This window comes from Aquimarina sp. MMG016, from assembly GCF_018100805.1.
Classification (GTDB): Bacteria; Bacteroidota; Bacteroidia; order Flavobacteriales; family Flavobacteriaceae; genus Aquimarina.
The window spans coordinates 147296-163688 of sequence record NZ_JAGJEA010000008.1 but is presented as its reverse complement, the minus strand read 5'-3'; the positions used below and the strand labels follow the sequence as shown (position 1 = coordinate 163688).

Annotated in this window: 12 protein-coding genes; 3 read left to right on the top strand and 9 right to left on the bottom strand. The window is 33.8% G+C overall.

The window, feature by feature from the left end; genetic code table 11:
• From J8M14_RS15940 to J8M14_RS15930, 3 genes are all read left to right on the top strand, one after another.
• Positions 1 to 1317: a dihydrolipoamide acetyltransferase family protein gene (locus tag J8M14_RS15940; protein WP_211075800.1), complete on the top strand. Its 1317-nt coding sequence runs from the start codon at positions 1 to 3 to the stop codon at positions 1315 to 1317.
• A gap of 143 nt (positions 1318 to 1460) precedes the next feature.
• Entirely contained in the window at positions 1461 to 2534 is a 1074-nt protein-coding gene (locus J8M14_RS15935; protein ID WP_211075799.1) for a branched-chain amino acid aminotransferase, read from the top strand.
• Positions 2535 to 2585: 51 nt separating this feature from the next.
• Entirely contained in the window at positions 2586 to 4706 is a 2121-nt protein-coding gene (locus tag J8M14_RS15930; protein WP_211075798.1) for an alpha-ketoacid dehydrogenase subunit alpha/beta, read from the top strand.
• Between the two features lie 754 nt (positions 4707 to 5460).
• On the opposite strand, the gene J8M14_RS15925 is transcribed toward J8M14_RS15930, so the two are convergent.
• From J8M14_RS15925 to ssb, 9 genes are all read right to left on the bottom strand, one after another.
• A complete protein-coding gene (locus tag J8M14_RS15925; protein WP_211075797.1) occupies positions 5461 to 6072 on the bottom strand; it encodes a methyltransferase domain-containing protein in 612 nt (203 codons plus the stop codon).
• A gap of 605 nt (positions 6073 to 6677) precedes the next feature.
• Positions 6678 to 7406 carry a GH25 family lysozyme gene (locus J8M14_RS15920; RefSeq protein WP_211075796.1) on the bottom strand — a complete coding sequence of 243 codons (729 nt, stop codon included), beginning with the start codon at positions 7404 to 7406 and terminating at the stop codon, positions 6678 to 6680.
• A 12-nt stretch (positions 7407 to 7418) separates the two neighbouring features.
• Entirely contained in the window at positions 7419 to 8360 is a 942-nt protein-coding gene (locus J8M14_RS15915) for a hypothetical protein (RefSeq protein ID WP_211075795.1), read from the bottom strand.
• A gap of 108 nt (positions 8361 to 8468) precedes the next feature.
• Positions 8469 to 9710, bottom strand: a complete 1242-nt coding sequence (locus tag J8M14_RS15910; RefSeq protein ID WP_211075794.1) for a sodium:proton antiporter — start codon at positions 9708 to 9710, stop codon at positions 8469 to 8471.
• 52 nt (positions 9711 to 9762) lie between these two features.
• Positions 9763 to 10512, bottom strand: a complete 750-nt coding sequence (locus tag J8M14_RS15905; RefSeq protein ID WP_211075793.1) for a hypothetical protein — start codon at positions 10510 to 10512, stop codon at positions 9763 to 9765.
• Positions 10513 to 10556: 44 nt separating this feature from the next.
• The gene (locus tag J8M14_RS15900) at positions 10557 to 11315 is read right to left on the bottom strand and encodes a flavodoxin family protein (RefSeq protein WP_211075792.1); all 759 of its coding nucleotides are present in this window, start codon (positions 11313 to 11315) and stop codon (positions 10557 to 10559) included.
• 58 nt (positions 11316 to 11373) lie between these two features.
• Positions 11374 to 14901 carry a metallophosphatase gene (locus J8M14_RS15895; RefSeq protein WP_211075791.1) on the bottom strand — a complete coding sequence of 1176 codons (3528 nt, stop codon included), beginning with the start codon at positions 14899 to 14901 and terminating at the stop codon, positions 11374 to 11376.
• Between the two features lie 33 nt (positions 14902 to 14934).
• Positions 14935 to 15606 (bottom strand): Crp/Fnr family transcriptional regulator, encoded by a 672-nt coding sequence (locus J8M14_RS15890; protein WP_211075790.1) that lies wholly within the window; start codon positions 15604 to 15606, stop codon positions 14935 to 14937.
• Between the two features lie 187 nt (positions 15607 to 15793).
• On the bottom strand, positions 15794 to 16129 hold the full coding sequence (gene ssb, locus J8M14_RS15885; protein WP_211075789.1) for a single-stranded DNA-binding protein: 336 nt from the start codon (positions 16127 to 16129) through the stop codon (positions 15794 to 15796).
• Between the last annotated feature and the right edge of the window lie 264 nt (positions 16130 to 16393).

Genomic DNA, 16393 nt, shown 5'->3' with positions numbered 1-16393 from the left:
ATGTCAAGAGTAGAATTAAAAATGCCCAAAATGGGCGAAAGCATATCCGAAGCTACCATTCTTAATTGGTTAAAGAATGTTGGTGATACCGTAGAAGAGGATGAAACTATTTTGGAGGTTGCTACGGATAAAGTAGATTCTGAAGTACCTTCTCCGTGTAATGGCACGATTATAGAATTACTTTATCAATCTAATGATATAGTGCAAGTTGGTCAGGTGATTGCTATAATTGATGGTGATGCTGATCAAAGTTCAGTGAGTAATAAAGCGAAAGAGAAAACGCAAGTATCTTCGGAGAAGAATATTCTGGCAAAATCAGATGTGTTAACTCAGACGCAACGTGAAACGTTTAGTAAAACAGATTTTAAGACTCAGAATACAGGTGATAATGATGGCTTTCTTTCACCACTTGTAATTAGTATTGCCCAAAAAGAAAACTTAACCATAGAAGAAGTTCAAAGTATTGCTGGTACTGGTGATGGAGGTAGAATTCGAAAGAGTGATATCATGCTATATCTTAAGAATAGAAAATATCCATTGCCCAGTAGACCACAACCTGTTGCACCTAAGTCATCATATAATCCTCCTCCAATTTCATATGTAGAAGGAAAAGATCGTATTGTAGAAATGGATCGCATGAGAACTATGATTGCTGATCATATGGTGTATTCTAAACATACCTCACCACATGTAACGAGTTATGTAGAGGTAGATGTAACGAATTTAGTGAACTGGAGAAACAAAGTGAAACACGAGTTTTTAGAAAAACATGGTGAGAAACTAACGTTTACCCCAATTTTCGTAGAAGCTGTGGCAAAAGCGATTCAAGAATATCCGATGATTAATGTTTCCGTAGATGGCAAGAAAATCGTAGTTCATAAAGATATTAATGTAGGTATGGCAACAGCATTACCAAGTGGAAACTTAATTGTTCCAGTGGTTAGAAATGCTGATGAAAAGAACTTATTAGGTTTAGCTAAAAATGTAAACCACTTAGCCAATAATGCCAGAAATAATGCTTTAAAACCAGATGAGATTGGTGGAAGCACGTTTACTATTTCTAATGTAGGAACCTTTGGTAGTCTGATGGGAACACCAATTATCAATCAACCAGAAGTTGCGATTCTGGCATTGGGAATTATTAAGAAACGCCCAGAAGTGATCACTACTGACAAAGGAGATGAAATTGCAATAAGGAGTATGATGTATTTGTCATTATCTTTTGATCACCGTGTTGTAGATGGATTTTTAGGAGGTTCTTTCTTACGTAAAATAGGAGACGAACTAGAAGCTTTTGATATAAATAGAGAAATATAAAAAATGCGCAAGGGATAGTAGTGGCATCCTTTTTTACTGCTGTCACCCTGAGCTTGTCGAAGGGCGAGAACCAGTAAAAAAGATATAACGAATAGCCCAATCCCGAGAGGTACGATTCGGGATGCGCCCAAAATAAAATCGGAATGGAACAACGAATCAAAATTACAAGAACTCAAAATTCAAAATTAAAGGATATTGATTTTGATAATATTCCTTTAGGGACAACTTTTACAGATCATATGTTTATCTGTGAATATGAAAATGGTACTTGGAATAATCCAAGAATTGAACCATTAGAGCTTATCCCAACGCATCCCGCAGCAATGGCATTGCACTACGGTCAGGCGATTTTTGAAGGAATGAAAGCTACTGTAGGAAAAGGGAATACTCCATTACTTTTTAGACCTGAAGAAAATGCAAAACGTTTTAATCATAGTGCTGCAAGAATGGGCATGCCGTCTGTTCCGGTAGATCTTTTTGTAGAAGCTGTAAAACAAATCGTAGGAGTAGAACATGGTTGGATTCCTCCTAAGGATGGAAGCGCATTATATCTTAGACCATTTATGTATGCCGATGAGCCTTTTATTGGTATGCGTGCAGCGACAAGTTATAAGTTCATTGTTATCTGTTCTCCTGCTGGACCGTTTTTTACAAAAAAAATCAGATTATATGCAGAAACAGAATACATAAGGGCTGCAGATGGAGGGACTGGTGAAGCAAAAGCTGCTGGGAATTATGCTGCGGCTATTTTACCAACTGAAAAAGCTAAAGCCAAAGGGTATGATCAGGTACTATGGTTAGATGCTAATGAGCATAAATATGTTCAGGAAGTTGGTACTATGAATATCTTTTTTAAAGTAAAAGGCAAGTTTATCACTCCAGCGACTACAGGCTCTATTCTAAAAGGAATTACAAGAGATAGTGTTATTACGCTACTAAAGGATAAAGGGTTTGAAGTAGAAGAACGTGCCATTACTATTGATGAGATAATAGGATATTCTAAAGAAGGAATTTTAGAAGAGGCTTTTGGTACAGGAACAGCTGTAGCCATAGCTATGATAGAAGCTATTGGGTATAAGGATGAGGTTATTACTTTATCTGATGAAAATCCTGTAAGTCAGGATGTGAAAAATACCTTAGACAAAATCAAGACACAAAAAATAGCCGATAAATTTGATTGGATCATACCTGTATTCATAGAAGAAAAGGTAGGATAAAGAATTTTAATAATCTTAATTCGAAAATCATACATCAAAAATTAAATAGAGATGTTAGCTGAAAAAACAATAGCAAAAGAAGTTCTGAAAAAAGCATTTAGTACACTTTGTACTGCTAAAAGTATGACGGAACTATATGAAGAAAATTTTAAAACAGTTTCAAAATATGTTCATGCAACATCTAGAGGGCATGAAGCCATACAGATTGCTGTAGCAATGCAATTGTTACCTCAGGATTATGCGTTTCCGTATTACAGGGATGATTCGATGTTATTAGGTATCGGAATGAGACCTTATGATTTGATGTTACAACTGTTGGCAAAAAAGGATGATCCTTTTTCTGGAGGAAGAACCTATTATTCTCATCCGAGTTTGAAAGATGATGATAAACCAAAAATTCCGCACCAATCCTCTGCAACAGGTATGCAGGCAATTCCATCTACTGGTGTTGCTTTAGGAATGCAATACAAGGAACTTGTTGGGATTTCTCATGACTTAACACATAAGAGTGAAATAACAAAACCATCTCTGATGGAGAGTGAGATAAATAAACAGCCTATGGCTGCACCTCTTGTGGTGTGTTCGTTAGGAGATGCTTCGGTTACAGAAGGAGAAATTGCAGAAGCATTTCAGATGGCAGCATTAAAACAATTACCAATATTATATGTGGTTCAGGATAATGGTTGGGATATTTCGGCAAATGAAGCAGAAACCAGGGCACAAAACGCTTATGAATATGCGGCAGGGTTTCACGGATTAGAAGCAATAAGCATTGATGGTGCTAATTTTACGGAAAGTTATTTGGCTGTACAAGAAGCTATTCGAATTATAAGAGAAGAGAGAAGACCGATTTTAGTTCATGCAAAAGTACCATTACTAAATCATCATACATCAGGAGTACGAATGGAATGGTATCGAGATGATCTGGAAGAAGCTAGGTCGAGAGACCCATATCCGGTATTGAGAGATCAATTATTAGAAGCCGGTTGTACTGAAGAAGAGGTAAATACTATAGAAAAAGAAGCAAAGGAAACAGTAGCTAAAGATCTTCGGGAAGCTATAAAAGCTGAAGATCCAAAACCTGAAGATTTGTTTACACATGATTTTGCTCCAACACCTATCACAGAAGAAAGTGGCGAACGATCTCCAAAGGACAAAGAAGAGGTGGTCATGGTAGATTGTGCTCTTTTTGCGGTTGAAGAATTGATGCAGAAGCATAAAGAATGTTTGTTATATGGTCAGGACGTAGGTGGAAGATTAGGTGGAGTATTTAGAGAAGCAGCAACCTTAGCACAAAAATTTGGTGATGAACGAGTTTTTAATACACCTATTCAAGAAGCATTTATCGTTGGATCTACAGTGGGGATGTCTGCAGTTGGTTTAAAACCAATTGTAGAAGTTCAGTTTGCAGATTATATCTGGCCAGGACTCAATCAATTATTTACAGAGGTAAGTAGATCTTGTTATCTTTCTAATGGTAAGTGGCCTGTCTCCATGATTCTAAGAGTTCCTATTGGAGCTTATGGTAGTGGTGGCCCATATCATTCATCTTCAGTAGAATCTGTGGTTACCAATATCAGAGGAATCAAAATTGCCTATCCAAGTAATGGGGCAGATCTAAAAGGACTAATGAAAGCTGCATATTATGATCCCAATCCGGTGGTGATATTAGAGCACAAAGGATTGTATTGGTCCAAAGTTAAAGGAACCGATGCAGCCAGAACTATCGAACCGTCAGAAGATTATGTATTACCTTTTGGGAAAGCCAATATTGTACAACAAATATGGCCAAAGGATGAAGAAGAAACATTAACCGTAGTAACTTACGGAATGGGTGTACATTGGGCACTAAACGCCACAAAGGATCTGAAAGATACTGTGGAGATTATAGATTTACGTACACTATATCCGTTGGATGAAGATACTATTATAGAGTCGATTAAAAAGACCAAGAAGTGTTTAGTAGTTACCGAAGAACCTACGAATAATTCTTTTGCCAGAGCTTTATCCGGAAAAATTCAGGAAGAGTGTTTTAGATCTTTGGACGCTCCTGTAATTACTATTGGATCTGAGAATATGCCTGCAATACCATTAAATAGTACTCTGGAGCAAACAATGATTCCTTCTACAGAAAAAGTTAGAGCGAAGATAGAAGAGTTGTTGAGGTATTAGAAGTAAATAGAAATCAAAAAAATAGCCTTGTTTGTTATATATAGCAAGTGAGGCTTTATTTTTAATTATAATAAATTTGTAAGAAAAATAATACAAAAAATGTATTTTTGGTTCAACATGTTTAGTTAAAAAGCATTTTTTTTGGGTAAAATACACAAAAAGTTTGGTGGATTGAAAAATAGTTGTATCTTTACACCAGAGTTAATGAGTTAGCGTTTTCATTTTCCCCAAGATGAAAACATTTATAAAAAGTGAGTTTTAATTTTAGAATAAGCCCCTAAATTAAGATGATTTGTGTGAAGAAAAAGAGCGTGGAGACGCTCTTTTTTGTTTTCTAATACTTTGGGTTGATTATTCCCTTTAATTTTATTTTTCCTTCAAATCGATTTTTTATTTTTTCTGAATAATTATGAATCCAATAAAACCATGTATTCTGTTCTGGTAAGGATATTAAATATGTAAGTAAAATACTACAAAATTTGTTGTTTTGGTATTTTTTAAATGTTAAAAAGCATATTTTTTGGATAAAATACACAAAAAGTTTGGTGGATTAGAAAATAGTTGTATCTTTACACCAGAGTTAATGAGTTAGCGCTTTCATTTTCCCCAAGGTGAAAGCATTTATAAAAAGTGAGTTTTAATTTTAGAATAAGCCCCTAAATTAAGATGATTTGTGTGAAGAAAAAGAGCGTGGAGACGCTCTTTTTTGTTTTCAATACTTTGCATTTTATTAGAAGAAAAGATACTATCAAAGTTACTTTATTTTCTTTCTGAAAATCCCGAAAAGTTCACTTCCTTGTCTTTCTGGAATTGAATTATAACATCTTTCAAAAATAACAACCTCCAGATGTTTTTTTAAATATGATAAATACAGTTCTTTATCGCCTCCAAAAGGACGTTTTTCTGTATCAGTCGTTAATGGAATATCAAACCATAAACCGACAAGTTTTCCTTCTAGTTTCAAAAGATTTGCAATTTGAGATACATATTTAGAACGTTTTTCTTTCGTAGGAGTAAAAGAGCAAAAGAAAGTTTGTTCGATGATCAAGTCATATGTTCCCGTATGAGTAAAAAAATCTCCAATAATTAACTGTGATTCTGGAAATTCAGGAACTCTTTCTAAAAGTGTATTTAGTGGTTGTTCAGAAATATCAAGTACAAAAACATTTTTGAATCCCTTTTTGAATAGATATTCTGCTTCATAGGCATTTCCTGCTCCTGGAATCAGTATCTTAATATTCTTATCAGTTAATTGATCAATATATTCCTTTAGCGGAGTTGATACATAACCTACATCCCAACCTGTTCGATTTTCATCATATCGTTGTGTCCAGTATTGTTGTTCCTCAGATTGATTTGTATTCATATTATTTCTTGTGTACTGTTTTTTAAATTATGAATTTATCATTATTCATATGTTTTACCTGTGAAGACAAGGTCGTTATAATTTTATGAAGTTAAAAACTTTTACACCTTTCGATCATGAAACTAAAATACTTCTTTTTTGAATTCATAAAAAACTCTGATGATGGATTTGGTTTTAAATCAACAAATTAAAGTGGGGACAGCTCGAATTATTACAATTCCGAATATATGACAAGTTCATAATTCGAAGCTGAATATTTGCTTAGTTTATATTTTTGTAATAAAAAACTTACAAAATACACGATTTATAGTGTTTATTAATGTTAAAAAACATTTTTTTTAGATAAAATACACAAATTTGTTTGGTGGATTGAAAAATGATTGTATCTTTACACTGTAATAATGAGTTAACGCTTTCATTTTCCCCAAGATGAAAGTTTTTATAAAAAGTGAGTTTTAATTTTAGAATAAGCCCCTAAATTAAGATGATTTGTGTGAAGAAAAAGAGTGCGGAGGCACTCTTTTTTGTTTCAATATATTTTTAGAAACTTCTATGATTTTCAGCAATGAAGTAAAAGATTAGATATGTTAAGTTGAGGCAGTAATCTATTTCTTTATCAATTTCCTAAATGCTTTAGCATCACTTTGAAATAAGTCATAATCAACTTTACCAATACCTTCTAGTTTTTCTCGATCTGTTCGTTGCCAAATTGTCCAACCTTCATTTTTCCATGTTTCAGGTATTTTAGGTGATTTTGCTTTTGTGTATTCTGCAACCCAAAGTTTGTATTTCGCAAATGCAGGATTACTCAGGTATTTATTCCCAAAAGATGGATCTGCATAAATAATTGGGATAACGCCTAGTTTTTCTTCGACTGTTTTTAACCAAAGTAGGGTATTTTTGTGATAGGTTTCTATACTTACTGCTGTTTTAATACCTCCTTCTTCCAGGTCTAAAACAGGTGGTAAATCGCCAGATTCTAACTGTCCTACGGCTTCTAGAAAATTTTGTGCTTGCTTTACCGGATCTTTACCGGTTTCATAAAAATGATAAGGACCGCGATAAATACACTCATTTTTTGCGGAAGCTCGGTTTATTTTAAATTTTGGGTCTTTAAAATGTGTGCTTTGAGAAGCTTTGATATAAACAAAATTAACTCCATCGGCTTTGATCTCATCCCAGTTGATCTCACTCTGAAAATGAGAAATATCCATTCCTAAAATAGAAGGATCTTTTTCTAATCTTTGATTCTCGGAATAGCAAGGGTCATTTTTATCGTTAGCACAAGAGAAGAGTAATAAAGTTGTTATAGTTACAATAAAAAGTTTTTTCATCAGGTTTGGTTGTTAAGAGTTATTATGTGTTTTTAAATCTTCTCCTATTTTTTTAAGATTATTTGTTTCAGAAGCATAGATTTTACTTAATCCTGAAAAATGAAAGAGTTTCTTCAGCACAAAACTCATCAGGTAGAAATATAGCAAGGGTAGGATTAAAAATAGTACGATAAGATTACTGATCATATTGATTATTAATTTCATTAATTCTTTTTTACCTTCTTTTAGTACTTCAAAAGCTTCAGATACCCCTTCTTCGACATCTACACTGATATTTTCGACCTTATCTACAACAGCATCTTCAACTTTTTTAAAGATACCAATACCTTTACGACCTTTTTCTTTAGCTTTTTCTAACTGCTTTTCTTTTCGAGTTTCTTGTTTAGATTTTACCTCTTTTCTTTTTTCTTCATATTTGTTTTTTATAGCGGATAAATGTTCGTGTAAAGCAGAACCAAGATCTAACTCCATAGAGTCAGAAACATAATGTATTCCGTTTACGTATAGAGAAAGTCCAGGATTGATTAGCAATGAAATGATTAATAACTTTAATGCGAGTTGTTTATATTTTTTTAGAAATATACCTCCAAGAAACAATAAGGGGAGAATTTTAAATAATAAAGATTTTCCCATATTGACCAGAATCGTCTGGATTGCAATTACAATATTGGCAAAAGAAAGGTAATCAATCACCCTCGTTAAAATGTCCGAAAATTCTATTGCAATTCCTCCAACCAAAGGAATATTTGAGTGATCTATGCTGGTAGTGATACTTTTTAATTCCAAAGCAAGTCCTAAGCTTAGCATTAAATCGCCGTTTACATCAGATAAGAAATTGAGGGCAGGGGTAACCGAAACATTACTAAAAGCTATTCCAACTAACATAAAAGTCGTAATAATAATCCAAATTTTATCTTTTTTTATGAGATTGGTTATGCCTTTATTGGTATCCATTGTTGGTTTTTGGTTAAGAAGTTATATAGTCTTTAAGAATTTTAAAGATATAACTTTCCCAAAGTAAAAAAATAGGTGTTTTTACTTGATTTAGATTTTAAGATACCTTTAGTTATATAACTTTTTAACGAGTCTTCCGATACTTAATCCTTGAACGATTATTGAAAAGAATACAACGACATAGGTTATATATAATATAATTTCTGAAGAAGGATTATCAGCTAAACTTAGCGCTAATGCCAGAGAAATACCACCTCTTAAACCGCCCCAGGTAAGTATGGTTACTGTTTTCAGAGGACTCATTTCTGAATGTTTTAATAAAGAATAAGGTAGAAACACAGAAATAAATCTGGAAAAAAGTACTATGAAAATTGCAATAATCCCCAACGTTAAATGACTTGCATCGAATTTCAATAAATGAATAGCTAACCCAATCAACACAAACAGAATACCATTAAAAACATCATCCAATACTTCCCAGATATCATTGATCAGTTTTCTTGTCGGTCCTTTATTAGTCGCAACATTTAATCTATTACCAATGATCATTCCCGCAACCACCATAGCCAGTGGTCCGGATACATGGATCAGCGATGCCAATGCATATCCACCCATCACTATGGCCAGACTTATCATTACGGATAATTGCGGATTTTCTTCTACTGATTTAATACTTCGGGATCCTATAAAACCAAGGAGCGCTCCATATAAGATTCCGCCAACTGCTTCCTCCAGAAATAGTTTGCCTATTTCTGCGCTAATAGAACCTTCAGCTTGATGTTCTCCCATTCCCGTAAGGATGAGTATTCCAGAAAATACAACAACTCCAATCCCGTCGTTGAACAAGGATTCCCCCTCAATTTTAATCCCTAAACTTTTTGCAATTTTTGCTTTTTTTAATATTGCCATCACAGCTATTGGATCTGTTGGCGAAATCAATGCGCCAAAAAGTAATGCATGTAAAAAAGGTAGTTCAATACCTATAAGTTGTGCCGCACCAAATGTTAATCCTCCAACGATACATGTAGATATCACAACTCCCAACGTTGCAAATAAAATAATGGCCCATTTCTCTTTTGCCAATTCCTCAATATTTACGTGAAGTGCACCTGCAAACAGAAGGAAACTTAAAATGCCATCTAAAAGCAAGCTCCTGAAATCAGAATTGGTAACAATATCACAAAAGAATTGGTAAAATTGTGGAAAAACCCCTTTGCTTACGGTAATAATTCCAATGGTAACCAAGCTCATCAGCATTAGCGCAATCGTAGTTGGTAATTTTAGCCATTTGTAATTCACAAAACTAAAAAAAGCAGCAATCGAAAAAACAATACTGAAAGACTGTAACATAATTTCTAAGATTTTGCATTGATATTGATGGGATACCAATGCTCCACAGTTTTTATTTTTTATAAGCAGAAAGAGCTTCTTCAAAAAAAGCAACCCCACTATTTTTGTCTACCCCTGAAATTGGTAAAACAGCACCTTTAAAACCTTCATTCTTCCATTCGCCAAGTGATAGCGGTTTAAATTTTGCAGTATCTACACTATCATGACCATGATATGCACTAATATAAAAGTAGTATTCATCATTAGATGAGTCAGGAATTGCCAGACCTAAACCGATGGCAAGATTAGTTTTATCCTCTAATGGCATGAAAGCCCCTGTATCAAAATGATGTGGCCAAACTCTAATATCTGATGATAGTTGTTGATTTTTTATGAACGTTTCTAATATAAGTTGTGCTAAAATTCTGAAAGAGGTAAGTTTTCTCAAACTAGCAACATCAATTAGTTTAAAGATAAAATCTTCTGTAATTGGGGTGTATGGTAGTTCATAATGCAAGTCATACTTGTAAGGCTTCTTAATATTTGCTTCAATCGCGGTTTCTGCTATCCATTTGACAATTTTGGAGTGAGAAGCTCCATCCAGGGGTAATGTTTTTTGCGAATTTTTGAAATTCCAATCTAAAGTAAAATGTTGATAGCTTAAAGAAAGTGTATCATCATCTTCATTGAGAGGATGGGTATACAGCTTAGGGTCTTCAATAGAGAACCCAAGATTCGTATGGCTATCGTCATCTTTTTTATCTACAAAACTAATTCCTGCTGCGGCAAGATATTGTGCCGCCAAATGCATTTGAGTTGTCATATTTTTGTTTTGTGTGCTTGAAGTTTTAATGTTTTTTCTTTTTACTATCGTTTATGTTCAGGGCTATTGAATCCAGCTTTACATCCTGCTTCCCATTCATCTGGCTGATTTCCGTGGGCAGGAATACCGCCGATATCTTTAAGCATTCGTGCAAGGTGCATACAATTCCAAGCAAGAAATGTTGTATTTCTATTTGTAAAATCGTTTTCAGGTCCTCCTGATGCTTCATCTCTATAGGATGGTCCTGGTCCCGCTTCACCCATCCAACCTGCATCAGCCTGAGGAGGGACTGTATATCCAATATGTGATAGAGAAAAAAGGATATTCATTGCACAATGTTTTACACCGTCTTCGTTTCCGGTAATCAATGTTGCCCCTACTTTTCCATAATCTCTATATTGCCCCTTTGTATTAAATTGATGTGTATAGCCATACATTCTTTCCAGTACTCTATTACATACCGAAGATTTTTCTCCTAGCCAAACTGAAGTACATAGAATTAAAATGTCGCAGGCATCCACTTCTTTTTGAAGCATTGGCCAGTCATCTTTTTCCCATTCAGGAGTTTGTGACATATCTAATCCTAATCCTGCGGGGATTACATAATCTACGGGGCGAATTACTTTAGTAGTCACCCCATTGGCTTCAAAAATTTTTTTAGCTAAGTCAATGAGCCCTTCAGTATGTGATAAAACTGGCGTTCTGTTAAGTGTGCAGTTTAAAAACAGTACTTTTAAGTCATCATACTTGGCAGGCGGATTTCCGCAATGTTTTTCTGTAATTTTCTTGAGTTGTTCTGACATTTTTTAATATTTAGAGTATAAAATTTTATATATAAAATGAATATGTAATTTCTTCAGATTAAAAAGCAAATCCTACGGTAAATACAATTCGTCCCCCATCTTCGCTACCATAAAATCCTGCATTGGCTGAAAAAGTATCTAATCCGCTCATCCAAAAAGAACCACCTATAGTTGTATGCCATGTATCGGATTGATCATCTACGATCCATATTCTTCCATGGTCAAATCCTGCGGTAAGGCCATATTTTAATGGGATAAAGCTGGTCTTAAACTTACCTATTTGATAACGAAGATCTATATTTTGGTATACAGAATACTTCCCCGTGAATCGTTCATTTCTAAACCCTCTTAGCCCATTATTTCCTCCTAATTGAGCTCCATGATAGAACTCAAAATTATCTCCAAGAATAGCTTCTCCACCAATTTTTGTAGCAAACACTATGTTTCCATTTTTAGTAAGACTATGATCAATGGAAAAATAGGGTTCGATATAGGCAAAGTTATTTTCGTTATTACTCTTGTCAATACTGGTTTTGTAGCCAGTAGTAATACCTGTATTAAGTGCAAAAGTTGGAAAAGCCAAGTCATTTTTATTCTCGAAATGGTAATGAATTTCAGCTCCAATATAGTTTTGTTTTTCGAAAACATCATTGTTATCCGGTATCGTATTAATGAACCTGCCAGAAGTATTTTCTACCTCAAAAGACTCAAATAGTGGTTTGAAATAAAAATTACCTCCATCACGTCCTCTCCAAATAAGTGAAATAGCTCCACTAAGCTTTTCAATTCGTGTTCTGTTAAAATCGAGATCTACATCATCTCTGTCATATTCTGTGTCATTTCCGAAGCCAAAGAAGTTAATGGCAAATGTTGGACTATTATATTTAGCATCAATACCTAAATTCCAGTTATGAAAAATATTAGAAAATTCTCCGGAATAGGACACGTCAAACCCAGAAGACCCAGTATAACATGAAGCTCCGAAGGAATGTTTACTTGTAAAAGGGTTTCGTTGTAATCCAAATTGAGTGAAATTATTAAGAACTCCTACACGGAGACCATCATCAGGATTAAAAGCAATTAATGGGAGTAATTGATACACATGATATTTTCGTTTTTTGTAATCATAATTATTGATTTCATAAGAGTCTACCAACCACTTTCTGGATTTTTTGTTGATGATGGTGTTCTTTTTTGATTTATAATCATAGAGCTTGATTTTTTTAGGATTCTTGAAGTCATAAGTGTCATTTTTTCGACCTCCCATAGCTCTAATCATAATAGGATGATCACCATCCCCTTCCACTTTAAAAGAGTCATTGCCATCCAGTCCATATAACCAGATTTCTTTGGTTTCTTGATTGGTAAATGTTCTATTGAAAATACCAAGATCTTTTCGATGAATATCCAGTGAGGTCTTACCATTGGGGAGTCGTTTAATTACAAAATCATCATCTTTTTGTGTACCAACCACTACTTCGAATTTATTAATGTATAAATAGTATTCTCGGGCAATACTTTTAAGGTTTTGTCTTCTCCCTCTTAATTTAGCTTTAATTTCATCAATGGTTTCTCCTTTTATTTCATCAGGAAGTTCTTCAAAAGCTTGTTCAATCACTTCGTCGGTTAAGTTAGTCTGAATATATTTTAGTTGTTTTTCCCATACTGTCCAATCGGACTTGTTGATGAAAGTGAGATCTAATGGATAAGGTTCAAAATTAAACCATTTGGTATTCGGTAGTGTTGAATCAAAGGATTGCATCATCCGAATAAATGGTACTGCACAACGCAAGAACGAGAGTATGCTACCATCAAATACCGAAAAAGCTTGATCTCGATCTCTTGGGATGGGTTTACATACTTCTGTGCCGTCCACTTTTTCGAATCGTGCCCAGCGCCACTGATCTTCATGTCGATCCCAATCACCGATAAGCATATCAAATAATCTTGCTCTTATGTAAGAAGGCTCATCAACTATGGATTTACCTGTTTTTCTAATTTCTTGTAATACATCATCAGTGCTTAGGATATCTTTAGGCTTTCCAAAGCTTTCAAGGTCTTTGTGATTGGATGCTACCCGTTCTTCAATCATATATAATTCATCTCCATACTCATCATTAAATACTCCTAGTGCTTCCTGCTTAGGAATATAATATAATGTGGGATTGGTATGGTATACATCTACTGCATCTGCAAGCTGACTAATTGCAAAAGGAGTGTAGGGATGAGCTGTGGTATAGAAATCCAATAAAAAGCGATCTGCAAAACTATCTTGTAGATCCTCTTCAATATATTTATCCTGAAATGCTGTAGCCTGTAGAAATTTGATAGCACTTTTTCTTAGTGCTCGCATTACATATTGCTTACCGTTTTTATCCTCTAATCGTAAGGATTTTGATTGATGTCCGCCACCTCTTCTTATAGGCGTTAACCCTCCCATCAAGGTGTCCAGAAAAACTACAGGGGCTTCTACTTGTGTACTGTAATATTTTCTATAATGATCACCCCATAGTCCACGATAGAGCTTTCCTTTGGTAGTTTCTTCAATGGAGTATACTGAAGATTTTTGAGAAACCCCAAAATTACTTTTGGGTTTAATATTATATGATGTTTTTGAGACTTCTCCAGAGAATATAGTTGTTGAGAAAATTGAAGAATTGCTTTCAATTTCATAATAATTAACGATTACTTTTCCATTGCTATAAATATCCAATTTGGCATATCCGTTTTTTGAAGAACTAAAATCATCTATATCATGATTTCTGGTATTTTTGGTTTTACCAACTGATCCACTCATAACTTGTGGAATTCCATATTTGTTGATATACTGCAAGTTTTTGTCGCTACCGGAAACAAAAATGGTGTTTTCTTGTTGTCGGGTTAGGGTTATAAGGTTATTTCTTAAAATAGTATATTGTTTATTCTGAAAATCCTGAATTGAAGTTCCTCCAGTTCTAGCAATCAATCCGGCTTTAGAATTAGAAAAAATAGGATGATGCATAGCAACTATTTTTATTTTATCTTGGTTTTTCTTTAAAATACTTTCGTACTCTTGAAAAAACTGAGTTCTGTTTTGAATATCACAATCGTCGTTTATGTAAATGTTTTTATCCCAATTTTCCAAAAACCATTGCGAATCAATGGTAATTAAAACAGTATTTTCTGACATGTCTTTTTTCTTGATAGGACATCCGTCATCAGGATAATATTTTGCTTTGCTATTTTCCTGGATAAAATCTTCGATTCTTTTTACATTCTTATAACCCGATGCTTTCCACTCATTATACCCTGGAGTAAAAATAATTTGACCATTAAAATCTGAGATAATATCTAGTTGCATACCTAGGGAAGTTTTTGATGAACTCTTTTGTATACTGTTTGACTCTAGAGTATTACCAACAATTAGTAGCGTATTGTTTTTAGTGTTGGTAGAAGAAGATTGAATTTGCTCCAAAATTTCCAGTCCTCCATTTTCATTTGTGTTAGAGATAATGAAAATTGATTTTTCTATCTGATTTTCTTGGCCGAATAAAACATTTATCCAAAAGGTTAAAAGGAGAAAAATGATTATGTGTGTGCGATTCATAGATTGAATAAGTTTATTTTTCTTATACCATATTTACCGTGTTTTCATATCGTTGGTCATAGAGATAAATTGGGAGTTGTAATCTATAATGTCTTCTTTTCGTAAACTACTCATCACATTACTAACAGTTTGTCTGGATGTATTTGTGAGATTTGAAATGTCTTTATGAGATAATAAGTTTTTAGCTATGACTTTGTCGTTTTCGAATTTCCCAAATTCAGAGATATAGTCCATCACAAATTCTTTAATCCGGGTAGTACTATCTTTATAAAGTAAGTCTTGTAATCTGCGTTCTAACTTTTTAATACGAAGCCCATAGACTTTAAGCACCCCATTTTTTAAGGATTTATGTTTCTCCATTATGCTTTCCATGCGATCAGCTTCTATATAACAGATAATACAATCCTCTAAAGCAATTGCCTGTTCTTCAGCAGCAGCTTGTTCATTATATAAAGATAGTTCTCCAAAGATGTTTCCCCTTTTTACAACATATTTTACCGTGTTATTGGATGAGTCAGTGATTTTAATAGTTCCTTTTTTGAGGAAAAAGATACTTTTTTCGTCTTTATTAACTAATTGAATGGTGGTTCCCTTGTCGATATTCTCCATTTCGAGTATCTCACACATACGCATCATTGTGATTCTTCCTAGTTTATTAAAAAGATTGAAATCTTCTAAAAACCAATATTTAGTATATGTGTTCAAAAAGGGTTGGTTTACAAGTTATTATGTTAAAAATAGTGAATTTTGATATTACTATTTATGAATTAGTTTTATAAACTTACTTTTGGCGACAATTGCTAAGATTTTATTTTTCAGTTTGTTAAGTATGTGAAATACAAAAGCCCTCATCTGAGAGCTTTTGTATAATGATTTATGATAAAAATTGTATTTACTTATTACCTAACATCAATAACTCACTGCATACCACCTCGGTAATATATCTTTTAACACCTTCGTTATCATCATAACTTCTAGAAGTAAGCTTACCTTCTATCGCTACTTCCTGACCCTTGTTTACATATTTTTCAATAATGTCTGCAGTCTTTCCCCAGGCTACAATGTTATGCCATTGTGTATCTGTAATTTTATCACCTGCTTTATTATAATAATAATCATTGGTAGCAATAGAAAATTTTGCCAGTTTTTTTCCTGAATCTAAATTGATGATTTCTGGTTCTTGTCCTAAGTTTCCAATCAACTGTACTTTGTTTTTTAGCGTGTTCATAATTATAGTTTTTCGTTAAACAATTGATACTATCGAGTTCTTATGTTTCGACAGGGCAAACATAGTGTGACCAATAAAAAAGATTCGGTTAGGAAGTATTTATTTTCGTTTGTAATTATTTGTATTCGTTTGTAATTGTTTATGTATCTAATAATCAAGGAATTGTTTTTGAAGCTTCACCAGGGGTAAAAATATTTATTTTTTTTGTTTTAAGGGGTAGGGTATATAAGAAGTGATGCGTTATATAATAAAGAACCAGATGTT

Coding starts and splice junctions, on each gene's coding strand:
- J8M14_RS15940 (WP_211075800.1), top strand. CDS start 1: ATGTCAAGAGTAGAATTAAAAATGCCCAAAATGGGCGAAAGCATATCC.
- J8M14_RS15935 (WP_211075799.1), top strand. CDS start 1,461: ATGGAACAACGAATCAAAATTACAAGAACTCAAAATTCAAAATTAAAG.
- J8M14_RS15930 (WP_211075798.1), top strand. CDS start 2,586: ATGTTAGCTGAAAAAACAATAGCAAAAGAAGTTCTGAAAAAAGCATTT.
- J8M14_RS15925 (WP_211075797.1), bottom strand. CDS start 6,072: ATGAATACAAATCAATCTGAGGAACAACAATACTGGACACAACGATAT.
- J8M14_RS15920 (WP_211075796.1), bottom strand. CDS start 7,406: ATGAAAAAACTTTTTATTGTAACTATAACAACTTTATTACTCTTCTCT.
- J8M14_RS15915 (WP_211075795.1), bottom strand. CDS start 8,360: ATGGATACCAATAAAGGCATAACCAATCTCATAAAAAAAGATAAAATT.
- J8M14_RS15910 (WP_211075794.1), bottom strand. CDS start 9,710: ATGTTACAGTCTTTCAGTATTGTTTTTTCGATTGCTGCTTTTTTTAGT.
- J8M14_RS15905 (WP_211075793.1), bottom strand. CDS start 10,512: ATGACAACTCAAATGCATTTGGCGGCACAATATCTTGCCGCAGCAGGA.
- J8M14_RS15900 (WP_211075792.1), bottom strand. CDS start 11,315: ATGTCAGAACAACTCAAGAAAATTACAGAAAAACATTGCGGAAATCCG.
- J8M14_RS15895 (WP_211075791.1), bottom strand. CDS start 14,901: ATGAATCGCACACACATAATCATTTTTCTCCTTTTAACCTTTTGGATA.
- ssb (WP_211075789.1), bottom strand. CDS start 16,129: ATGAACACGCTAAAAAACAAAGTACAGTTGATTGGAAACTTAGGACAA.